This window comes from Guptibacillus hwajinpoensis, assembly GCF_020171785.1.
Taxonomy (GTDB): Bacteria; Bacillota; Bacilli; order Bacillales; family Guptibacillaceae; genus Guptibacillus; species Guptibacillus sedimenti.
In genome coordinates this window covers 1-21490 of the sequence record NZ_JAIVAE010000012.1, presented here as the reverse complement: position 1 = coordinate 21490, position 21490 = coordinate 1, and the positions used below count along the sequence as shown (strand labels likewise).

The window sequence follows — 21490 nt, the reverse complement described above, 5'->3', positions numbered from 1 at the left end:
CATTTTTCACTATCTTACAACGCATCTAATCGTTTGACCATCAGCATTAAGCCTTATTTTCAAGCATTGACAGGCCCTTAGCGATCTCATCTGCCACATCCGTATCTTTTTCTCTCATTTGCTCCTTCATAAGGGCATGAAGGGCCTTTTCACCACCGATTTTTCCTAGGGCCCACGCCGAGGTTCCGCGGATCACCGGACGAGGGTCTTTTTCCATCACTTCCACCAGAGTATCAACTGCTGTTTCATCTTTATAATGAGCTAGAGCAAGAATCGCATTTCTCTGGATTGGCTTCTTCCCTCTCCATGAGCCCGCTGCTTTACCAAATTGCTCTTTAAATTCACGATTCGTCATAGTTAAGAGCGGAATTAATTTTGGTTTTACCATTTCTGGATCAGGTTCGAGTTCTGGATGGTGATGAAAATCTTTTCCTTTGTTTTTAGGACAAACAAGCTGACACGTATCACATCCATATAAACGATTGCCTAATTTAGACCTGTATTCGTCAGGTAAGAAACCCTTTGTTTGCGTAAGAAAAGCAATGCATTTATTCGCGTTAAGCTGACCACCTTCAATTAAGGCACCCGTTGGACAGGCATCTACACAAATATTACAGTCTCCACATCCCTCCTCAACAGGCTCGTCAGGTTCCAAATTTAGATCAGTAATCATCTCACCAAGATAGACCCATGATCCAAATTCTTCTGTTATGGTCATTGTGTTTTTACCGCTAAACCCAATGCCGGCTCTTTCAGCTACAGCTCGATCGGATAATTCGCCCGTATCGACCATTGAACTCGTTCTAGCTTCAGGAACCTTCGATTTAATATATGCATCTAGGAGGGAGAGTTTCTCTCTAAGCACATGATGATAATCAACCCCCCATGACGCGCGACAAAATAGTCCTCTTCGTTCACCTTTCTTACTCCTTGGGCTATCCTTCATTCGCGAAGGATAAGCAATGGCAATCGAAACAATCGTCGTTGCACCGCTCAACAATAGCTCAGGCTTTGTTCTCTTCTCGATATCAGATTCCTCGAACCCCGACTGATACCCAAGCTCCTGCTGACGCTGCAATCGTTGTTTCAGTGTTTTAAACGGATCTGCAGCAGCGAAGCCTATTTTATCAATCCCAATTGTTTTACTGTATGCCACAATATCAGCTTTTAATTGTGCGTTTGTCATTCATTCCCCTCCTTTCTTTATTGGGGTGAGTTTATTTTATTTTTAACGTTCGAATCCGATTTAATATCGCCGCCATTTCCGTTCTTCTAATTCGAGCAATGTCTCCTGGGTGCTGATCTTGAAATAACGAAAAGGAACCTAGCCCCTCACTAGTTATTTTTTCTTCAATGAAGTCCAATAGCTCTGGAATCGACTTATTTCCTAACGTCTGATTTCTTTCTAGAAAATGAAGAACATCAGCAGCAAATCTTGTTTGGCTGGAATCAACAAGTTGCTCTACTTGAAGAAAGGAAACTTCCGTATGACCATATTGAATTTGGTGCAGTCCTCGAGCAGTCACTTTCGATTTCTTTCCCTTTTGACTGTTCAAACTACTCCGTTCAGGTACTCTCTTTCTTGCATCACCAAACGTTTCTCCACCTTCTTTTTGGCGGGCAGATTCTTGCGCAATTTTTTTAGCTTTATCGGTTACATCGTAGGGAACATAGTTTTCCATTAAAATAACCTGATCTGCTACCTCAAAGTAATCACCAGATCCACCCATAACAAGTACGGTTGATATGTGTCGTTCTGTACTCAATTGCTTTACACGATCAATAAATGGGGTAATTGGTTCTTTTTCTTTCGCAACTAACTGCTGCATCCGATAATCTCGAATCATAAAGTTTGTCGCACTCGTATCTTCGTCAATTAGAAGCGTATCTGCCCCAGCCTCTATTGCTTCTATAATATTTGCAGCCTGTGACGTACTTCCACTGGCATTTTCAGATGTGAAAGACCGTGTATCCTTGCCATATGGAAGATTGTTGATAAATGGCGATATATCAACTCCAGTCACCTGACGCCCATCTTCTGAACGAATCTTCATTGCGTGGTGATTTGTGAGCACATACTCTCTTCCATCTCCTGAAATATGATCATAGACGCCATGCTCCATAGCATGCAAGAGGGTACTTTTTCCATGGTAACCACCACCAACAATTAAAGTAATCCCTTCTTTTACCGCCATCCCTGTTAAAGGTTTTGACCGATGTGGAATCTTAAGAGATACTTCCATACTTTCAGGCGATTCAAATTGGACGGCCTTTTGCTGCATAGGACGATCGCTAACCCCACTCTCACGTGGCAGAATAGCTCCATTTGCTACAAAAGCTACATATCCATTATCAGTAAGGTAATTACGAATTGCTTCCTGTTGATCTGCTAAGAAAAGGGCTTTAACTATAAGATCTTTATTTAGAGCAAAGATAGATTTCTTCATAATATCTGGGATGCGATGCAGAAGCAGATCTATCGCCTGTCTACCAAGAACCCTCCTGCCTTGAGCGGGTAATCCTATGGATAAACATATCGTAATAACTTCCTCCGTGACGTTCACTGCAGCTCTCTCAATAACCTTTTGCCCCGGTTGATCGATAAAGATCATTCCACTTTTCCCCGTGCCTTTTGCATGCCTCTCCGTCTTTCTGATGGCCCTTCCTACTTTTCGCGCAATCTCATCTTCCGTTCGGACTTTTCTCACAGACGCCCCAAACCATTCACGTTCAATAATTGTTTTCGTACGAGGAACGATAATTCTTATGCGGGAAGGACTAGCAAACGGGTCTCCCTGAACATAATCAATCGCAAGGGTATAGTCATCAAAGTTATAATGCCCTTTCAAATCCTTGTATGCCTTATAACCTTTTCCATCTATGCGTTCTAACTGCTTTTTAAGTTCCTTCATCTATGAGACAAACCTCCTTTTAAGCTTCAAAATCTGGTATATGGTAAAATGAACGAAAAATATGAACTAGGAGGAAAGAGTTATGACCAATATTACTCTCGCTCCATCTATAAAAGAGCACTATCCAGAATTTAAAATGGGTTATGCTATTTATCATAATATCGTGGTTGAAAAGTCACCGCAAATGGTACGCGGTCGCTTTCAATTTTATCAAGAAACAATGATGATGGACCTTGAAGAGACCGATCTTATTTCGTTTTCCGCCGTCTCAGAATGGCGATCCATTTTCAAAAAATTCGGCGCGGATCCTGCTCGGTATCGTCCCTCTTCTGAATCTCTCTTACGACGATTAAAAAAAGGAAGTACGATCCCACTTGTCCATTCTGCAGTCGACATCAACAACTTATTATCTCTTCAATACAAAATTCCCCTTGGAATTTATGATTTAGATCAAATCGAAGGAGATATTACGATCGATATCGGAGATAAGAATACCTTCTATGCAGGTTTAAATGGTCGTGAGGTCTCCTTTACTAACAAAATTCATTCAATCGACCAAAAGGGTGCATTCGGAAGCCCGATTGTCGATTCTAAACGAACGGCTGTAACGGAAAATACGACAAACGCGATTCAACTCTTTTATCTGCAACCGTCACTTCCCCTATCGGAATGTAAAAAGCTTGTTGATGCTTCTGCTGAAATGTTCCATCAAATACATGGTGGCCAAGTCGAAAGTGGAGTTTCCATTTAAAGGGAGTTTGTAAGCATAAAAAAACGCAACGCTTCGTTAATATTAACGAAACACTGCGTTGGGTCAATGGTAAAAATTCGAGGAATTTCTACAATCCTCGCTGATGTAGCTAGAATACCACAGAATGTATGTAAGAAACAACACATTTTTCATAATTACTTAACAAAACAACTGATTTACTCTACTTTGTAGGAGATGTTTATGCCCAATAGCAAGTTTGACGGTTTCTCGATGTCCATCTATAATCGGAACTATCATTAGAAAGGAGAACGAATATGGAACCCTTCTCTACACCATTTTTCGAAGATAATTTTCGACAATACATAGAAAAAAACCGCGATGTATTTTCAAAATTAGAGGCAATGAATAGCTACTATCGTTCCGTTGTGTCATCCATGATCTATGATAACCTTAACAAAAACTCTGAAATTGTTCGTCGCATTCGTAACCTCGATTCAGCTTACAAAACGATTAAACAAGAAAAGACAGACGCATAAGAAAAAGCTCTCTTTATATTAAGAGAGCTTTCTTACGCTTTTATTTAGGAAAATCACAAGAGTCAGCAGAACAAGCTTCTGCATTGCCACCAACGACCTCAAGCTTATTACCTTCTCCCCATGCCTTTTCAATCGCCTGTTCGAACATTTCTACAGGCTGAGCACCTGACACCGCATATTTACCGTCAAATACAAAGAACGGTACACCCTGGATGCCTAGTTGACTTCCCATTGCTTCATCACTGCGAACTTCTTTCGTAAACTCTTCCGTTCCTAGCATACGTTTTATATCCTTAGCGTCTAACCCAAGCTCCTCACCAAGTGACGCAAGTGTTTCATGATCACCGATATTTTTGGATTCAGTAAAGAAGGCATAAAAAAGACGTTCCGACATCTCATTACTTTTACCATGCTCTGTTGCATAGTGAACTAGACGATGGGCATCAAATGAATTCGTGGGAATCATTTGATCGAAATCATACGTAAGGTTTTCCCCTTCAGCTTGTTGCCTCATATTCTCACACATACCTTGAGCTTGTTCTAGACTCACATTATATTTCGCTGCCAAAAGCTCAGCCATGCTTTCCCCATTAGATTCTTTCGCATTCGGATCAAGTTCAAAGCTTTTAAAAACGACTTCTACTTGATCACGCTGTGGGAAAGACTGAAGTGCACTCTCAAGACGTCTTTTTCCTATATAGCAAAATGGACATACAAAGTCAGACCATACTTCAATTCTCATCAAATCACTCTTTCAGTTTATCATTATTTTACGTACTTATATTTTATCACCTCTATTTTAAAATGAGCAGGAATTTGCTCAACCAGGTCTTTCCTATGAATCATTGAAGTTTATTAGGTACTGGTGGATTATGAACATTTGACCCCACCTCATCAAATAAAGTGGATTTTTTATCAACAGAATTTGCCGGAGGAGTCTTTCGTACAGGACTGTTTGATAAACCTTGAATAACTTGATTAAGGTTCTTTAACTCTTCGAAGATCTTAGCGATCTCCTCCTTGGTCGCGGGTTGCTTCGATTCTTTAAGCTGAAATCCAAGCTGACCATTTGGTTCTAGCGTAGCATCAGCTACATCCGAGATAGAGTGAATTTGTGATTGTCTTAGTTTCATTTCAAGCTGATCAACAGTAAAGCGTAATCTTTTAAGATTATTTTCTTGGAGTACGCCATTTTTAATTAGAATTTTTGAGCGCCCAGTAATAAACATTTCTAGCCAATCAAATTTCAGCTGACTATATTCAACAATAACGAGAGTTAAAACAAGGGCTAGTCCTACTAAAAGTGTCGTAAACACGTTTTTACCTACAATGGGTTGAATAAGTAATGAGCCAATCCCAATCATTATGACAACTTGGGCAAGCGTCATTTGGGAGATCGATTTACGACCTGCCACACGTAAGAGCAACGTTCCCCCGATCACAATTAACACAGCTTTCCATAATAGATCGAAATCCATAAACAGCCTCCTAGCTATAGTTAATTCTATCGCTTAGTATGCCGTTTTCTAGTTAGTTAAATCTGGTTTCACTCAAATAAGAATATAAAGATTTAAGATATACAAAAAAGACCTCAACGAGAACGTTGAAGTCTTGAATTTACGTATGTAATGGTACCGGTGGTCGGGTTCGAACCGACACTCCTCTCGGAACACGATTTTGAGTCAGTTTCCTGTTTACCATTTACGTAATATATAAGTGAAGAACAGTGATATTAACAGTTATTCATCAGTAAATTGTGGTCAATACTAAATCACTTCATACGATTACTGAACAATTACTATTATATAGGAAGAAACTAGTTTTTATCAATGGTAAATCCTCAAATCTTCTATTATTTTTTTGTTTCCCCACCCAATCCAAATAATTATATTTAAAGCAAAAAAAGACCCCCAACAAAAGGCACTGATGCCAATTGTCAGGGGTTTCTTTATATAAAGGGGTTTTATACTAATAACTTTATTTCGCTTTCTTCTTGCCTTCTACATAGTTTTTTAGATGCGAATCAACTAAACCATTTTGCAAAGCATTGTTTGCTTCGTCAACATCAACTTCTACTGGTACAGTAACATTTCTTCCTGTGTGAATTACTCCTAATATATCATAGGTGCTACCTTGAAAACTTGTCATTTTACCGCCTAACTTTTCGCTAAATCGGTCAATTGTAGCTTGAACACCATTAACTTTTTTATGTCTTTTTCCTAATTCAGATAGTTTAGTTAGATAAGCAAGTTTTGCTTCAGCTACTTCATTTTTAATTTCTTTTACTTCTTTGCTTTCTTCTTTCTTCAATTCTTTATCACGATAAGATTCAAGTTCATCAAGAATTAGTTCAGCATCTTCCTGTCGATACTGCTGAATCAGTTTCATATCTTCTTGAATTGTAGCTTTCTTTTCAATCATTTCATCAAGTTCAGCTTTAGCTTCAAGGTAACTAGTTTCTTTAATTTCATCTAAAAGATAACTTTTTCTAAGATCCCTTACAAGGGTTTCTTGTTCCTGAATATCGCTATCTAATTGAATCAGTTCACCCTGCTTTTCTTCAAGTTTTGCTTCAATTTTTTCATCACTTTCATCTTTACCACGATAGATATTTAAAAACTTATCTAGCTTCTGTGTAAACTTATTCGCCATTATTCAGCACCACCTTTTAATTTTGTTAGTAATGCATTACGTTTTTCATGTGAGTTACTTGAATCTGTTCCTTTGCCTTTTTCATCAGTCAAACCACGTTGTTCCATGTTTTTTCTTCTATCTTCTTCAGCAAGATATGGAAACGTAGCTAAGAACAACTCATATTCTTTTACTGTTAGATCACTCTTCTTATAAGGAATCCCCATAATTTTTCTCTTTAGTTCTTGATAAGCTGCCCTCTCATCGTCTGGGATAATTGCACCCTGAATTTCTTCTACATAATTGCTAAAATCAGGATTCTCCATCCAGCTATACCATGTCTTACTGCTTAAGCTGTTACTACTGCAAAATTCACTTACAGTAAAGCCTTCTTGCATCTTTGATCTAACAAATTGCTTTGCTAGTGTTACCTGTCTTTCTGTTAGTTTGTCAGGCACTGATATAGCATCAATTAGTTCTTGTGACTTTGTATTTGCATCCAAATTAATATCCCCTTTCTATTTCGCTGTTAGAATCGTTCCATGCTTACCTTTAGTACGTGAAGCAAAAGTTCTAATAGTTGCAGTCACCTCTTTCTGATGTAAATCGGTGCTGATCAATTTATTAATAATTGCATTGGCACGTAAAACGTTTGTTTCTTCCTTTGAAAGTTCGTGCTTTAGTTCGTATGCATCAGATAAGGTTTTATATTTACCTGCACGAATCCATGCACGATATACAGGAAGGTGTGCTTGTGCGTCATTGTCATAGCGAACTTCTCTATGCGTATATGTTTTGTTTCTTACTTCACTTTCGATACTCTCAACCTTTTTAATAAGTTTGTCTTTCTGATTCATGTAAGTTCCATTGTCTAGCTTCTTTTGAATCTGTTCTAATTTGATGATAATTCCTCTCATGACTTCATCCCTTTCTACGTCTTATTTGCAGTTGTTCTTTTCAAAATATAATCAAGTGAAGTGATTTCCTGATCAGCTAACCCAACTTCACTAAATACTGTAAGGACTTTCTTTTCTAAATCTGGTTGTAACGTTCTTTCACGCTTTTCAATCTTTGTTATAAGTGATGAACTCACATCAACACGATCACTTAATTCTTTTTGAGTTAATCCTGAAATGATTCTCAAATGCTTTAGAACTTCAGCATCCAATCTATATCCCTCTTTTCTTTTTCTTGTCTGTTTTACGTACTCTTAACCAAATAAAAAAGCACTGATGAAAAACACCAGCACCTTTACACACTTTAGGAAAATTTACTTTCCCATCTGCAAATGAAATAAGGTAATTAAATGTAAAGTAGAAACATCGTGAAAGGGAATTATGCCGTTTCCATGTCCTTACCTTTAAGTTAATGAGAACCCCCTAAAGTACGACTTGTGCCTGATATTTATTTAAAATGAAATGGTTTCTTCAGTTATCTTTTAAAGAAACTCTTTAACATCTAAATCCCTAACATGAAACTGATCAAATACAGACACTTATTTATTAAATACACTCTGATCAATTAGGTATGTCATGTTATGTCAGGGTACTTTATCAGGTGGTTCTGTCTCTTTATTTATAAAGAATAAATCTAGTTATAAAAGAAAGTTCTAGTTAGTATTAAGTTTTTTAACCCTGAACAATTAAGAAACTTAAATCAGTGAAAGAGACTAACTTAAATTTTTTAAGTAGGTATAAAGCATTTTGGCCTTATATCCTGCAATATCAGCTTAACTAACTTAAATTATTTAACTCTGTCTCTAATATCCGAATAATATTTACTCCAGGTTCAGCTGAATTTGATTAAAAACCGAATGATTTTGTTTTGCTGCTTAACTTATTCTGAACAGAAAACGAACAATTACATAAATCTTTTCTAGTTATATCTGAACAGTTCTCTTTTCAACTTAATCAGGTAAATCTTAATCATGGGTATGTCATAGAAAGCCACACAATGGACTGTGCAGACTGTTTAATAGTAGAAGGGTTTTAGGTGCTGAAGATATATAGAAGAATACAGTGAAGCAGTGTGAAAGAATGTGAAGGTGCTGAAGGAAATAGAAGGAGAAGATAAAATTTTTCTTATAATTACTGAAGGAACTTGTTACCCCCTGTAAGGTTCTAAATGTTCAAGATGAATATTTAGAAACATAAGTTTTTACAGTGACTTGCTGTCATTACGAAACATTAAAACTTGTCACCCCCTGCATGGTACTGCAAGGAAGGGAAGGCATGAAAAAAAACTTTCTACATATTGGTTTGGTAGGAGTCAGGGATATCCCCCCCCCTGTGCCCCATATGGTGGGGTTAAGCCTTTCATAGTGCCTTCTCATAAGCATTTATCTAGTTATTGCTATGTATTTGTATATTAATATTCAAAACCTCTTAAAACGCTTTGTGTGAACTTCTAAAGGCATTCAATTAATAGTGTTTGCTGATCAAACTGAATGAAATAGAAATTAAACTAAATAACAATAACAATCAATGAAGAATGAACTGCAATAACTGCAACAACAAAGGAAACACGAAGTTATTTATCTATTGTTTTTGAAAGGAACACTTAACAAATACGCTGTTTATCAACTGATATTAAACAATAAACTTCGTATTCCTTAATGGATCACGAACCTTTATAACTCTTTAATCCTTATGATGCTGGTGCTGTCTTACTGCATCTATCAGTATAGTATCAGTGTAGCCTGTGCAGTATGCTTATATATCCACCGTGTAGCCTGTCAGTAACTTACCAGTATTATCTGATTCATAGGGTAGGTACTGCACTAAAACCAGCACACCCCCCCTGTGTTTAATAATGCCCCCTATCCTTTGTTATTTCTAAGCACCCCCACCCCTTTAAAAAATGTTGCTAATACTGATCAGGATATAGCGATAGTTTAAATAGATCCCCCCACCATAGTTTTAAGACCAATGTAAGAAAATACATAAAAACATACATTCAAAATACTGTACCTATTGAATTCATGCAATAAACACGATAAAATAAACACATAAATAAAAAACATACATTCAAAACCCTTAATTGAAAGGATTCTAAGCACATGAATAAAAACCCTAATCAAATAAAAGATGTACGACCAATAAGAAGTCTAGAACTAATAAATGATTTGAAGTACTCACTTAAAAGGCACTGTCAAGAACGTGATTATATTATGTTCTTAATAGGTATCAATACAGGTTTACGTGTTAGTGATCTATTAAAGCTGAAATTGAAAGATGTTAGAGGTAAAAAGAAGGTTACTATTCAGGAAGGAAAAACAAAGAAGTCACGTGTGATTGTTTTTAACAATAGTATTTATGAAGAAGTACAGGCATATATCAAAACAGTAGATTCTGAATGGTTGTTCCCTAGTCGTAAAGGGGATAAGCCTATATCATCTGTTCAAGCATATAGACAGCTTAACAAGGCATCAGATATGGTTGATATTACTGAAGGAATAGGAACCCATACAATGCGAAAAACGTTTGGGTACTGGTATTACAAACAATCGAAAGATGTTGCACGACTTCAAAGAATACTAAATCATACGCATCCTAAAGTAACATTGGATTACATTGGGATAACTGATGAAGAAATCGAAGATAGTTTAGATAATTTCTCTCTTTAAAGGCTGGTTCCTATACCAGTCTTTTTGTTTATTATGCTGGAAAATATGAATGATAGTTTTCTTTTACTGGCACCAGCCTTGTTATCTGCTTAAATACTTCCTTCTATTAATAGTGGATAAACTTAAACTAGATGCGTACAATTGGTAATGTAACCCAAACGAATTGAAAAGGGGTAAATTATGCAAATAAAAACTGTAAGAATAGAGAGATTTAAGTCAATAAAGGACATTACATTTGACGCAAGCGAATTGACTGCTATTGTAGGAAAAAACAATTACGGTAAGACTGCTATTTATGAAGCCATTCAAATGTTTTTTAACTGCAGTAAAGTAAATACTAAAGATATACATATGAATAGGTCAAATCAGTTACCAATAATCACAATTGAATTTAAGGACGTTACAATAGAGAATCTTCACACACTATTAAAAAGTAAAAATGAAAGTGATACTGATACTTGGGTAAGTGAAAATAACTTTAATGGTTACTTGACTATAACCGCCACTTTTAATACTAATTCTCATAGTATTAGCTACAACCTTGTAAGTACTGGTAAAGAAAAGATAAATAATAAAGATTTAAAAATTTGCCTTCCAGAGATTAAATACATTTCTTCAATTAGACAACCAGAAGATACAACTTTCAATAATAAAACAAGCAATATCCAGCAGCTAATGGATTTACTTACCTCTGAAGATGAAGAGGAAGAAATTTCTTTCGATAAAAACACCCATTCTATAAGTAGTATTAAAAAAAGTCTTAAACAACATGAAGAGAGAAAAGTAAAACAAATCTCACAAGATATCACTGGAAGGTTTCAAAACATATTAGGACATGACTCATTATCTATTGATATTAATGTTGAATCTACGGATATTGTCTATAAGCATAAAACTAAGATAATTGATCACGACATTCAAAGTCATAGTGGAGATTATTCTGCTAACGGTGGATTTGATATTTTATCAAGTGGTACTGGCATGCAAAGTGTAATGATACTCACTATTTTAGAAGCCTATGTAGAACATAACGTTGAAAAGGACTTTATATTAATAATTGAAGAACCTGAAGTATACCTGCACCCTTCTCTTCAAAGAAAAATGATAAAGGCTTTAAAAAAAGTAAGTGAATCTAATCAGGTTTTAATCTCTTCTCATTCTCCATTAGTTGTCAGTCAACTGTCACCTAGTCAATTAATCTCTATTAGAAAGAATAACGGAATCACCTCTATTATTGATTATGAACCAGAGGATCTCATTAACGAACTCGGTATTAAACCAGACGATGTTTTCCAGTATACTAATGTCCTCTTTGTTGAAGGTTCTGATGATAAAGAATTAATTCAAGCATTGGTAACTAAGTATGTTGATAATAATCTAGTAGATGAACATGTAGCAGATCAATTAAAAATATTAGATGTAGATGGAATTAAGACAATGAGTTTTTATGCTAACGCAAGAATAATGAATACGATCAATAGTTCGTTTCATAAAAACTATAACTTTTGGATATTAACAGACTCTGACGGTGACACACCTGATGAAGTGAAAAGCGAAATTGAAAAAGATCTAAAAGGAGATTCACGAAAGATTTATGACCAATCAAAATTATTTACATTAAATCATTACGCATTAGAATCATACTTTATTAACGATAAAATCCTACCTTTTATAGCTAACGTAACAGCAAGCGATGCAGAAAGGATTTCTAAAAGATATTTTGATATTTATAGAGAAAAAAGAGAAATGAAAAACCAATCTCTGTTAAAAAAAGTTGATTTCCAAAATAAGTTTAAGCCTAAAAATTTCTTCGATACAAAGAAAGATGTTTTTTATGAAATGACCTGGCAACTAGATATTACAGAAATAGAAATAATAAAAAATATTCAGCAGGGATGGTCTAAACGAAGTATCAAAGAAATAATAGAATCCATTGATATAGAAACTTTAATGGATACTGATATGAAGGAAATTACAAATGCACTAACTGATATTTTCAATACTATAAAAAAGAAACAAAGTTAAATAAGATTGAAGTGGGAACTTACTTTCCTGCTTCTTTTTTTTGTGTCGTTCCTAACCATTAACACTTTATCTTATCCAATAAACAAGTTAATTTGTTATTTATATTTGGCAGATTGACCTTTGTATTTACTCACTATTTATTAAAAAGGGAAAAGCTTTAGCTTTTACCTGCTGAACGAAGTGAAGCAATATCTTTTGAATTGTCTACTATTTGTTACTTTTTCTTTAAGGGTAGGAAAACAACCTCTTCATAAAGTTCGTCATATATGTATCTAATAGAAAAGAAACAACTAAACACTTATATAAAACCTTATAAACCGAATGAATCATGTCATATCTATAATATAATTCGGTTTTAAAACGGTTTGATATAAATTGTCCACCTTTAGGATAGATTTGTCTGTTTTCCTTTCAATAATTGTTAAGGATTTAGAAGCAATCGAAAGGAAGGATTTCAGATGAAGAACACAAATATTATAGTCATTGATTCAATAATGGGTAGTGGTAAGACATCATGGTCTATTCAGTACATGAACCAAAGTGATAAAGAAATTAACTTTATTTACATTACCCCCTTTTTAAAAGAAGTAGATAGGATTAAAGAAAGTGTTCCTGAAAGAAATTTCAATGATCCTGTAAATAAGGGATCAGGAAAATTAGAGGATTTAAAAAGGTTAATCATTGATGAAAAGGATATCGCAACAACGCATAAGCTTTTTCAAAATGTTGATGTAGAAACCATTGAATTACTAAAGGCAAGCAACTATACATTAATTCTAGATGAGGCTATGGAAGTGGTAGATCGTTATGAAATGAATAAAGATGACTTTAAGCTGCTTATTGATTCGGGAATGGTTTATGTGGAAGATTCTACAGGCTTAGTACGTTGGAATAATGATAGTAAGTATCAGTTCACAAAATACGACAAAATTAAAAACCTAGCTAAAACAGAAAATCTTTACTTCTTCGAAGATACTATTTTATTTTGGACTTTCCCTGTATCAGTGTTTCAAGCCTTTGAGAACGTATTTATTATGACTTACCTCTTTCAAGCACAGCAACAACGATACTATTATGACATGTATGATATAGAATACTCTTTTAAGGCTGTACATTATACTGATAAAGGTTTCGAATTGGTTGATCATGATCAGAATAAGCCAATTGAAAAAGACTACATCAGAAATGTAATTAAACCCCTTATTAACATTCATGATGGAAAGTTAAATGATATAGGTGAAGATAAAAATGCCCTATCTGCTAGTTGGTTTAGAAAAGATAAAAACCAACATATGATTGAAAAATTGAAAAAGAACATGCACACCTACTTCAGACGTCATGTAGATTCAAGAACAAACTTAAATATGTGGACTTGTTATAAAGCAGACCGTACCACTCTTAAAGGAAAAGGTTATGCTGGTTCCCCAAAAGATTATAAAGACATAAAGAGTCTAAAGGATATAGAAAAGTTGTCCTTTATCCCTCTTAATACACGTGCTACTAATAATTTCAGCCATAAAGAATCACTGGCATACGTTATTAATCGGTTCATGAACCCTTTTGAGAAGAAATTCTTTACTAAGAAAGGTATAGACGTACAGGAAGATTTATTTGCACTCTCTGAACTCATTCAGTGGATATGGAGAAGCAGAATTAGAAAAGGAGAAATGATCAACTTATATATACCTAGTAGTAGAATGAGAAGGTTACTAATTAATTATTTAGATGGTGAATATTGAATCCATAAAAAAAAGACGTTATGAATTCACACAACGTCCCCCAAAAATTCATTTTTTAACACCAAAGGCCTTTTCAGTTAACTCTTCAATTTCTTTCTCAATCTTGCTTTTTTCCTCAACAGTTAGTTCATTAAACACCAAACTTTTCACTTGCTTTATTATATCTTTAGCATAAACCGTATCAGGGTTTGGAACTGGGTACTTGTTCACGTATTGTGTCATGTACCTTCTTCTACCTGCGTAAAGTTTATTCTGGAAAGCTATGTCATGGTACTTGGTTAAATAAGCTGTATTAGCTATGCCTAGAAGCAAGTACAATAGGTCATTATCAACCCCATCTTTTAAACTAATCCAATAGCAGTTGCCATCTACAAAACAACTACCATCGTCATAAAAGAATTTAGGTTCAGTACTAATATCGGGAAAAATCAATTTTGGTAATTTTAATAGCCCAGGATTCTGTGTAACCCAAATCTCATACCAATTTCTAGATTTAGTAACATATTTTCTGCCTTCTAACTGTTCTCTATGAGACGATAAATAATTAAACCCTCGTTCGTATTGTGTAAAATCAATAACTTCCTTTTTACCATCAACCATCGTATGGGTATATAGAATTTCTCTTTTCGGTTTCTTTTCGATTGGTAGCCATCTTGATGCATTATCTGCTGAATGCAACGGAACCAATAATTCGCTTTCTGGTTTTAATTCAGTATCGAGTTCATCCCAAGACTCACTTATGAAAACATTATCTGCTGTTGTTTTGATACCAACTCTAATATCACCTATGTCTTCAAACCTTGCATAAGAAGCTTGATTAACTTCTTCAATCCATTTATATTCTTCATCCGATGCCATGACCCATGGTTCTTTATGAGATTCAGGGAAGATTAGTTTACCTATTAATGTAGAATAAAACTTTTCTTCAACTTTAAACGTGCCTGATTCTAGGTTTTCCAAGAGTTCAAATACAGAATCAAAACCAACTGCTTCATCAATCAATTCTGACTTTTTCTCTTCATAAATTTTATAGAAATTAGCTGGTGAATTGTTTTCAATTACTTTATTGCTTTTTTTTCTACCTATGAATATAGAAGGTAGTACTGCTGCTTCAAATAATTTTGTATCTCCAAGATCCATAACTTCAATGATTTCGTAGTTTTCACGGAAAAACTTTCTAAGTGATTCCCCGCCTTTTGTGGTTAAATAACGGTTAGATGTGATAACACCCAATAATCCGCCTGGTTTTAATTGCATGGTCATAGCAATAATAAATGCCTGATATAGATCTACTTTACCTTTTAAATTAAACTTCTTAGCTAATGATTGTGCTACTTCCGAACCTAATACCTGTGTTCTTACATATGGTGGATTGGCTATTATCACATCAACAGGATCAATCTTTTTAGATTCATTTTCAAATAATGAAATATTCTCTTCAATATTAATCATTTCTAAGAAGTCATTTGGTATTAAATCAAGATTTTCAGCCTTAACTTCTTCCAGTCTGGTAACAGCCCTTTCGACTGCCTGTTGATTCTCATCGACACCAACCAAATCTACATTGTTAAAACTATTCAGTTCCGCCAGACGCTTAAATGAAAGAAGTAATTCACCATCACCACAAGCAGGATCAAGTACTCTTAATTTATTTTGATTATCAATTTCAAGCTTATTTAATTCATTTATTAGTCTTTTAGCAACTACATCAGCTAACCCTGTAGATGTAAAATGAGATCCAGTTTCTTTTCTTGTTCTTAATGTATCATTAAGTGTAGTATCCATTATTTCACTCCTAAAATCCGTTCTTTTCTACAACTTATTATACCAACACTAACTATTAATTAATAGATGAACGTATAGGTGGATATTACCTTGATTTACCTCACCTTACTTAAACAGGAAATGCTATTAATAGTCTGTCGACTTATAAGTAGCAGATGGGAGAATATAGTACTATGAAACGAAATATTCATGATAGAAATTACCTAGAATTACTTGGAGAAAACATTCGGATATGTAGACAGAAGAAGCGTTATTCTCAAGAAAAACTTGCATTTTTATCTGGTCTACACCGAACTTACATTGGTGCTGTTGAAAGAGGCGAAAAAAACATTACCGTTTTAAATCTCCACAAAATAGCATTGTCATTAAATGTTACTGCAAGCGATCTATTAAATTTTAATATCAAAGGAGACATTAATGAATAACCCACCAATTTCTAAAGATGCACTTACAGACCCTTCGAAGCTTTGTGAAATCTTAACTCCACTCATTGGCGAAAAGTTTCCGCTTAGTAAGGTTACAAGAACTGATGGATCTAATATGAGAAGAAGAATTGAATGTATTCTTGAAAATAATGGCGTTCCTTGTAAAGCACCTCAAGATTCTTTCTCAATTATTCCACCAAGACGTAAAGGTGTTCCTAAAATCACCAGAGAGTTTCTTGACTCTTATATAGTTACAAGTGGAAAGAACTACAACTTACAGGTTTGGAATAGGAATCCTTCAATTGATTCAGTTCAAATTGAATATGTAAATTCACCACCCCTTATGACGAGTGATAGTAGATTTGTTCTTACTAAAGTAAATACTGTTTCTCATGAAATTGAATCTATTACTATTATGACTGGAGATCACATAGTCAAGAACTTTGGGAAGTTTGGTAAACCTACTGTTAAGCAACAGTTAATAATATCCCAGTTTAAGAGAGACAAAATACTCTCTAATGAGAACTCTATTTTATTTTATCCGGATGATAAAGAAGTTTCTGGGGTAATAAGCGACACTGTAAATCTTTCTAATAGTTCTATTAGAGATAATCCAGTAGCAGGACAAATATTAAGCTTAGAAAAAATAAAAGAAATTGTTCAAAACAAAATCATAGGAACTACTCTCGATAATCTATCAACTAAAAACCGTGGACAAGCTTTAGAATACTTAATAGCAAAAGAATTGGGTTATAACATTAAAGAAGGAGATCCTCTTGAAGGTGGTTATCCAGATATAAGGAATCAGGTTCTAGAAGTTAAAGTACAAGATAGCCAAACTGTTGACCTCGGTAAGTACTCACCTGAATTTCCAGAAGATATTAATACTGGTACTAATTTAGGTTTCACCACTTATAATGCTAGGTACCTAATTGCCCTGACTGATCCTCAAACAGGTGAAGTGAAGGGTGCCGTACTTTGTCCTGGGTACAAATTAGGAGAACACTTTACTTATGTTGGTGAAGAAAGTTATAAGTGTCAAAGATCTATACCAATGGATTTCTTTAATAACCATAAAGGACAGGTAGTATTTAACCCCCCTTACAGTAAATAACTTGCTTAATGGTTTGTTCTTTACCAACATGGGTTGAGAATATAGGAAAACGGCTGGTGCAGAAAATTGACTACCTACAAGAAAAACTAAAATAAGTAATCTTGTAAGTAGTAGGCGAATTTACACAACATGGTCTATCGAATTAAGGAATCCGTGTGTATGCACCTTGTTTAATCGCTGGATTTCTCCACATAAACCTACTGTGTCAAATGCCCCTGACAGTTTCCCTTTAGGTACTTATGGTTTATTCTACTGCAACCTTAATTGCAACACCCTTCCACGACTAGCACTAACGTAGCTTTCACGTAGTCTATCCACTACAGAAACAAGGAACTGTATAGCGTGGATAACGCTGAAGTTATTGCATCGGCTTCAGCTAACCTATCAAGGTTTGATTTACTTGCTATTAGTAGGCATTCCAGCAAGTGATAGACCAATCCTACTGCCTAAAAAAGGCATCACTTAACTAGCCTTGCATTTTCCCATTTTTTGGACTAGAATGAAGGTGTTTAGTTGATTGACCGTCAGCTATTCAATTGGACCATTCCTTGGTTTCCAAAAACGAAGTCACCTACACTAATAGGTGGCTTTTCTTCGTTCTACTATCTCTTTATTGCATTACATATATTTAGTATTGTCAGTGCAAACTGTTCTCCTTCTTCCACACCAAAAGAAATATTCTCTTCAGCTTCTTCGTTACTATCCCTTTTAATGATCATCAAAAGAGAATCATCTTTATCACCAGTGGATTTTGCTTTGTTATATACTTCTTTTGCATCAGTCACTTTAAAATAATGGTTACACACCCCAATAAATAATCCCTTTTCTTCTGCATCATATAATTTATAACGACTTTCCATCCTTATATCCCCCTAATCATCAAGATCTTTTAAAACCTTTAAAGGTGAAAACTCTTTGTGTCTATCTCTAACATCATTACCAAATAGATTTACATAGGTTTTAACGATTTCCATACTGGTATGACCTAAAATTGCTTGTAGTTCGAAGATATTTGCACCCTGTTGAACACTTAATTTGGCAAAAGTGTGCCTGAAAGTATGACAGCTGCAACGTACACCCTTTAAGTTAGCCATAACCCCATACTTTTCAATTCTTTGTTGAATTCCTCGTCTTGTTAAAGGTGTCTCATCAATAGTTAAAAATAAAGCATCACTTTTCACTGATCCACGTATTGCAATGTACTTTTTAAGCTGAGTTTTCATTTCAGACTGGATAGGTACTAATCGTTCTCGATAACTCTTTGCATTTCTAATACAAATCAAATTATCTTCCCACCGAATATCAGCTAAAGATAGTCCTGTTAATTCATTCACACGGACACCAGTTTCTAAAAAAATAAGCATTATAGTGTAGTCTCGTACACCAATAAACGTTTTTAAATCAGGCTGGCGAAACAGTTTGTTTAACTGTTCTTTAGTGAATGTAGGGATAACAGGTTTTCTATCCTTTAAAAGCTTGATATTCTCCATAGGGTTTTTAGGTACATGATTGTTTTTATGAAGAAAATTAAAGAACGCACGTAATGCACGTAAGCGTGTATTAACTGAAACGACTTTTGCACCTTTGCTTTTTCTCATATACAAAATCACGTTCTCTTTAATATGTTCTTCTCTAAGGTTTGTAGGTTTTAACACCGACAACTTAAATCCTTGTTCAGATAGCTGATTAAGGAAAGCTGATATTTCATTTCGATAATACTTAATTGTATATGGTCTTAAGTTACGTAAGTCACAGTCCTTCTCAAACAACTCTAAGGCATCTTTAAAGCTTTCAACATACTTTCGCTTCTTCTGATGAAGAATAGCTAATTCAGACTCACTCAAAGCGTTCTGACGTCTTCCCAATACTTATACACCCCCTATGAACACGATTTGTTCACACGATTTGAAGTTATTCAGTAAAGACAAAAGAACAATTTTAAACACAAAAAAACCGTTCTCCACAATATGAAGAACGGTTGATATTACTGATATATTCACTTTATATTACGTATGTAATGGTACCGGTGGTCGGGTTCGAACCGACACTCCTCTCGGAACACGATTTTGAGTCGTGCGCGTCTGCCAATTCCGCCACACCGGCAAAGTACCATGTTTAATTTAGGCAAAAAATAAGTGGTGCCGGAGGCCGGGCTCGAACCGGCACGGAGGTACACCCTCCGCAGGATTTTAAGTCCTGTGCGTCTGCCAATTCCGCCACTCCGGCAGGACTTTAAAGAAAAAATATTAAGATTGGAGGCGGCACCCGGATTTGAACCGGGGCGTAAGGGTTTTGCAGACCCGTGCCTTACCACTTGGCTATGCCGCCTTTGTAAAATGGAGCGGAAGACGGGATTCGAACCCGCGACCCCCACCTTGGCAAGGTGATGTTCTACCACTGAACTACTTCCGCAACAAAATGGCTGGGCTAGCTGGATTCGAACCAGCGCATGACGGAATCAAAATCCGTTGCCTTACCGCTTGGCTATAGCCCAAAAATGGGGCGGCTGATGGGAATTGAACCCACGAATGCCGGAATCACAATCCGGTGCGTTAACCACTTCGCCACAACCGCCATAAAAGAATTAAATTGGCAGGGGTAGTAGGACTCGAACCCACACCGGAGGTTTTGGAGACCTCTGTTCTACCTTTAAACTATACCCCTATAAAATGGTGGAGGGGGACGGATTCGAACCGCCGAACCCTGAGGGAGCGGATTTACAGTCCGCCGCGTTTAGCCACTTCGCTACCCCTCCAAATTGACAATTACCATTGTAATACATATCTTATGAAAGTGCAATGGAAATTGATCTCATTTCGAGAAAATGGTGCCGGCCAGAGGACTTGAACCCCCAACCTACTGATTACAAGTCAGTTGCTCTACCAATTGAGCTAGACCGGCAACATGGTGGCTCCGGACGGAATCGAACCGCCGACACGTGGATTTTCAGTCCACTGCTCTACCGACTGAGCTACAGAGCCATGTTAGATGAAATTAATTGGTTGCCCTTAACAGGACTACATTCTAATTTTAACAAGGATGAATATTCGACGTTGTTAAAATTAATTGGTTGCGGGGGCAGGATTTGAACCTGCGACCTTTGGGTTATGAGCCCAACGAGCTACCGAACTGCTCCACCCCGCGATAATATTAAAATTTAAATGGCGGTCCCGACGGGAATCGAACCCGCGATCTCCTGCGTGACAGGCAGGCATGTTAACCGCTACACCACGGGACCTTAGAAAATGGTGGAGGATGACGGGCTCGAACCGCCGACCCTCTGCTTGTAAGGCAGATGCTCTCCCAGCTGAGCTAATCCTCCACAGAGTAAAACTAATATTTATGTTGGTGACCCGTACGGGATTCGAACCCGTGTTACCGCCGTGAAAGGGCGGTGTCTTAACCGCTTGACCAACGGGCCCTTGCTGCTATTATGTACGCTAGTGGCGGAGAGCGAGGGATTCGAACCCTCGAGACGGCGTTGACCGTCTACACGATTTCCAATCGTGCTCCTTCGGCCACTCGGACAGCTCTCCATGGCTCCACAGGTAGGATTCGAACCTACGACCGATCGGTTAACAGCCGATAGCTCTACCACTGAGCTACTGTGGAATAATATCAGCCTGGCAACGTCCTACTCTTGCAGGGGGAGATCCCCCAACTACCATCGGCGCTGAAGAGCTTAACTTCCGTGTTCGGCATGGGAACGGGTGTGACCTCTTCGCCATCATTACCAGACTTATGACTGGATATCACTTTTGTGATTTGCCAGCGACAAAATATATTATACTATATTTCATCAAGTTTTTCAAGAGAAATTTTCATTCCCTGAAAACTAGATAGCACGTACAACGTTTTCCAATATAATCGGTTAAGCCCTCGATCGATTAGTATTCGTCAGCTCCACGTGTTGCCACGCTTCCACCCCGAACCTATCTACCTCATCATCTCTAAGGGATCTTACCAGCTTAATGCTGTGGGAAATC

Annotated in this window: 18 protein-coding genes, 16 tRNA genes and 2 rRNA genes; 7 read left to right on the top strand and 29 right to left on the bottom strand. The window is 36.3% G+C overall.

All coding sequences use genetic code 11. The features are described from left to right. Positions 1–46 precede the first annotated feature (46 nt). Positions 47–1186 carry a tRNA epoxyqueuosine(34) reductase QueG gene (gene queG / locus LCL91_RS17075; RefSeq protein WP_224884061.1) on the bottom strand — a complete coding sequence of 380 codons (1140 nt, stop codon included), beginning with the start codon at positions 1184–1186 and terminating at the stop codon, positions 47–49. Positions 1187–1217: 31 nt separating this feature from the next. Then, a complete protein-coding gene (locus LCL91_RS17070) occupies positions 1218–2912 on the bottom strand; it encodes an ABC-ATPase domain-containing protein (RefSeq protein ID WP_224884059.1) in 1695 nt (564 codons plus the stop codon). An 82-nt stretch (positions 2913–2994) separates the two neighbouring features. Here LCL91_RS17070 and LCL91_RS17065 point away from each other — a divergent pair, with 82 nt between their 5' ends. Both LCL91_RS17065 and yvfG read left to right on the top strand, forming a co-directional pair. Further along, the gene (locus tag LCL91_RS17065; protein WP_224884057.1) at positions 2995–3663 is read left to right on the top strand and encodes a B3/B4 domain-containing protein; all 669 of its coding nucleotides are present in this window, start codon (positions 2995–2997) and stop codon (positions 3661–3663) included. Positions 3664–3938: 275 nt separating this feature from the next. After that, on the top strand, positions 3939–4160 hold the full coding sequence (gene yvfG / locus LCL91_RS17060) for a protein YvfG (protein WP_224884055.1): 222 nt from the start codon (positions 3939–3941) through the stop codon (positions 4158–4160). Positions 4161–4200: 40 nt separating this feature from the next. On the opposite strand, the gene LCL91_RS17055 is transcribed toward yvfG, so the two are convergent. The 6 genes from LCL91_RS17055 to LCL91_RS17030 all read right to left on the bottom strand — a co-directional run bounded on the left by LCL91_RS17055 (position 4201) and on the right by LCL91_RS17030 (position 7959). Continuing rightward, positions 4201–4902, bottom strand: coding sequence for a DsbA family oxidoreductase (locus tag LCL91_RS17055; RefSeq protein WP_224884053.1), 702 nt, complete (start codon positions 4900–4902; stop codon positions 4201–4203). A 100-nt stretch (positions 4903–5002) separates the two neighbouring features. Beyond that, positions 5003–5638 carry a DUF421 domain-containing protein gene (locus LCL91_RS17050; protein WP_224884051.1) on the bottom strand — a complete coding sequence of 212 codons (636 nt, stop codon included), beginning with the start codon at positions 5636–5638 and terminating at the stop codon, positions 5003–5005. Between the two features lie 499 nt (positions 5639–6137). Then, positions 6138–6812, bottom strand: coding sequence for a hypothetical protein (locus tag LCL91_RS17045; RefSeq protein ID WP_224884049.1), 675 nt, complete (start codon positions 6810–6812; stop codon positions 6138–6140). After that, positions 6812–7294: a phBC6A51 family helix-turn-helix protein gene (locus tag LCL91_RS17040; protein WP_224884047.1), complete on the bottom strand. Its 483-nt coding sequence runs from the start codon at positions 7292–7294 to the stop codon at positions 6812–6814. The genes LCL91_RS17045 and LCL91_RS17040 overlap by 1 nt, the downstream gene beginning before the upstream one ends. Positions 7295–7309: 15 nt before the next feature. Next, entirely contained in the window at positions 7310–7708 is a 399-nt protein-coding gene (locus tag LCL91_RS17035; protein WP_224884046.1) for a hypothetical protein, read from the bottom strand. A 14-nt stretch (positions 7709–7722) separates the two neighbouring features. After that, positions 7723–7959 carry a helix-turn-helix domain-containing protein gene (locus LCL91_RS17030; RefSeq protein WP_224884044.1) on the bottom strand — a complete coding sequence of 79 codons (237 nt, stop codon included), beginning with the start codon at positions 7957–7959 and terminating at the stop codon, positions 7723–7725. A gap of 1890 nt (positions 7960–9849) precedes the next feature. Between LCL91_RS17030 and LCL91_RS17025 the strand changes: the two genes are divergently transcribed. The 3 genes from LCL91_RS17025 (at position 9850) to LCL91_RS17015 (ending at position 14180) form a co-directional block, all read left to right on the top strand. After that, complete coding sequence (locus tag LCL91_RS17025; RefSeq protein WP_224884042.1) at positions 9850–10416, top strand: tyrosine-type recombinase/integrase; 567 nt, start codon at positions 9850–9852, stop codon at positions 10414–10416. Between the two features lie 180 nt (positions 10417–10596). Further along, a complete protein-coding gene (locus LCL91_RS17020) occupies positions 10597–12441 on the top strand; it encodes an ATP-dependent nuclease (RefSeq protein WP_224884040.1) in 1845 nt (614 codons plus the stop codon). Between the two features lie 458 nt (positions 12442–12899). Continuing rightward, a complete protein-coding gene (locus tag LCL91_RS17015; RefSeq protein WP_224884038.1) occupies positions 12900–14180 on the top strand; it encodes a DEAD/DEAH box helicase family protein in 1281 nt (426 codons plus the stop codon). 48 nt (positions 14181–14228) lie between these two features. Here the strand turns inward: LCL91_RS17015 and LCL91_RS17010 are convergent, their stop codons facing one another. After that, entirely contained in the window at positions 14229–15965 is a 1737-nt protein-coding gene (locus tag LCL91_RS17010) for an Eco57I restriction-modification methylase domain-containing protein (RefSeq protein ID WP_224884036.1), read from the bottom strand. Positions 15966–16138: 173 nt separating this feature from the next. Between LCL91_RS17010 and LCL91_RS17005 the strand changes: the two genes are divergently transcribed. Both LCL91_RS17005 and LCL91_RS17000 read left to right on the top strand, forming a co-directional pair. Then, positions 16139–16390 (top strand): helix-turn-helix domain-containing protein, encoded by a 252-nt coding sequence (locus LCL91_RS17005; RefSeq protein ID WP_224884034.1) that lies wholly within the window; start codon positions 16139–16141, stop codon positions 16388–16390. Then, positions 16383–17504 carry a nuclease gene (locus LCL91_RS17000; RefSeq protein WP_224884032.1) on the top strand — a complete coding sequence of 374 codons (1122 nt, stop codon included), beginning with the start codon at positions 16383–16385 and terminating at the stop codon, positions 17502–17504. Before LCL91_RS17005 ends, LCL91_RS17000 begins: the two co-directional genes overlap by 8 nt. 602 nt (positions 17505–18106) lie before the next feature. Here the strand turns inward: LCL91_RS17000 and LCL91_RS16995 are convergent. The 20 genes from LCL91_RS16995 to LCL91_RS16900 all read right to left on the bottom strand — a co-directional run. Continuing rightward, positions 18107–18364 (bottom strand): hypothetical protein, encoded by a 258-nt coding sequence (locus tag LCL91_RS16995; protein ID WP_224884030.1) that lies wholly within the window; start codon positions 18362–18364, stop codon positions 18107–18109. Between the two features lie 12 nt (positions 18365–18376). After that, a complete protein-coding gene (locus LCL91_RS16990) occupies positions 18377–19369 on the bottom strand; it encodes a tyrosine-type recombinase/integrase (RefSeq protein WP_224884028.1) in 993 nt (330 codons plus the stop codon). A 153-nt stretch (positions 19370–19522) separates the two neighbouring features. Further along, positions 19523–19607 (bottom strand) — tRNA-Leu (locus tag LCL91_RS16985). 33 nt (positions 19608–19640) lie between these two features. Beyond that, positions 19641–19730, bottom strand: a tRNA-Leu gene (locus LCL91_RS16980). 27 nt (positions 19731–19757) lie between these two features. After that, positions 19758–19832: transfer RNA gene (locus tag LCL91_RS16975), tRNA-Cys, on the bottom strand. Positions 19833–19841: 9 nt separating this feature from the next. After that, positions 19842–19916: transfer RNA gene (locus LCL91_RS16970), tRNA-Gly, on the bottom strand. Between the two features lie 7 nt (positions 19917–19923). After that, a tRNA-Gln gene (locus tag LCL91_RS16965) sits at positions 19924–19998 on the bottom strand. 4 nt (positions 19999–20002) lie between these two features. After that, positions 20003–20078 (bottom strand) — tRNA-His (locus LCL91_RS16960). Between the two features lie 16 nt (positions 20079–20094). Beyond that, positions 20095–20168, bottom strand: a tRNA-Trp gene (locus LCL91_RS16955). A gap of 6 nt (positions 20169–20174) precedes the next feature. Further along, a tRNA-Tyr gene (locus tag LCL91_RS16950) sits at positions 20175–20259 on the bottom strand. A 70-nt stretch (positions 20260–20329) separates the two neighbouring features. Next, a tRNA-Thr gene (locus tag LCL91_RS16945) sits at positions 20330–20405 on the bottom strand. 4 nt (positions 20406–20409) lie between these two features. Further along, a tRNA-Phe gene (locus LCL91_RS16940) sits at positions 20410–20485 on the bottom strand. 86 nt (positions 20486–20571) lie between these two features. After that, positions 20572–20648 (bottom strand) — tRNA-Met (locus tag LCL91_RS16935). An 18-nt stretch (positions 20649–20666) separates the two neighbouring features. Then, positions 20667–20742 (bottom strand) — tRNA-Asp (locus LCL91_RS16930). Positions 20743–20750: 8 nt separating this feature from the next. Beyond that, positions 20751–20826 (bottom strand) — tRNA-Val (locus tag LCL91_RS16925). A gap of 24 nt (positions 20827–20850) precedes the next feature. Next, positions 20851–20925: transfer RNA gene (locus LCL91_RS16920), tRNA-Glu, on the bottom strand. A 23-nt stretch (positions 20926–20948) separates the two neighbouring features. After that, positions 20949–21040: transfer RNA gene (locus tag LCL91_RS16915), tRNA-Ser, on the bottom strand. A gap of 1 nt (position 21041) precedes the next feature. Next, positions 21042–21116 (bottom strand) — tRNA-Asn (locus LCL91_RS16910). Positions 21117–21125: 9 nt separating this feature from the next. Beyond that, positions 21126–21242, bottom strand: a 5S ribosomal RNA gene (gene rrf, locus LCL91_RS16905). 129 nt (positions 21243–21371) lie between these two features. Next, positions 21372–21490, bottom strand: a 23S ribosomal RNA gene (locus LCL91_RS16900); the annotation flags it as partial.

Coding starts and splice junctions, on each gene's coding strand:
- LCL91_RS17055 (WP_224884053.1), bottom strand. CDS start 4,902: ATGAGAATTGAAGTATGGTCTGACTTTGTATGTCCATTTTGCTATATA.
- LCL91_RS17045 (WP_224884049.1), bottom strand. CDS start 6,812: ATGGCGAATAAGTTTACACAGAAGCTAGATAAGTTTTTAAATATCTAT.
- LCL91_RS17010 (WP_224884036.1), bottom strand. CDS start 15,965: ATGGATACTACACTTAATGATACATTAAGAACAAGAAAAGAAACTGGA.
- yvfG (WP_224884055.1), top strand. CDS start 3,939: ATGGAACCCTTCTCTACACCATTTTTCGAAGATAATTTTCGACAATAC.
- LCL91_RS17065 (WP_224884057.1), top strand. CDS start 2,995: ATGACCAATATTACTCTCGCTCCATCTATAAAAGAGCACTATCCAGAA.
- LCL91_RS17070 (WP_224884059.1), bottom strand. CDS start 2,912: ATGAAGGAACTTAAAAAGCAGTTAGAACGCATAGATGGAAAAGGTTAT.
- LCL91_RS17035 (WP_224884046.1), bottom strand. CDS start 7,708: ATGAGAGGAATTATCATCAAATTAGAACAGATTCAAAAGAAGCTAGAC.
- LCL91_RS17020 (WP_224884040.1), top strand. CDS start 10,597: ATGCAAATAAAAACTGTAAGAATAGAGAGATTTAAGTCAATAAAGGAC.
- LCL91_RS17025 (WP_224884042.1), top strand. CDS start 9,850: ATGAATAAAAACCCTAATCAAATAAAAGATGTACGACCAATAAGAAGT.
- LCL91_RS17000 (WP_224884032.1), top strand. CDS start 16,383: ATGAATAACCCACCAATTTCTAAAGATGCACTTACAGACCCTTCGAAG.
- LCL91_RS17005 (WP_224884034.1), top strand. CDS start 16,139: ATGAAACGAAATATTCATGATAGAAATTACCTAGAATTACTTGGAGAA.
- LCL91_RS17015 (WP_224884038.1), top strand. CDS start 12,900: ATGAAGAACACAAATATTATAGTCATTGATTCAATAATGGGTAGTGGT.
- LCL91_RS17050 (WP_224884051.1), bottom strand. CDS start 5,638: ATGGATTTCGATCTATTATGGAAAGCTGTGTTAATTGTGATCGGGGGA.
- LCL91_RS16995 (WP_224884030.1), bottom strand. CDS start 18,364: ATGGAAAGTCGTTATAAATTATATGATGCAGAAGAAAAGGGATTATTT.
- queG (WP_224884061.1), bottom strand. CDS start 1,186: ATGACAAACGCACAATTAAAAGCTGATATTGTGGCATACAGTAAAACA.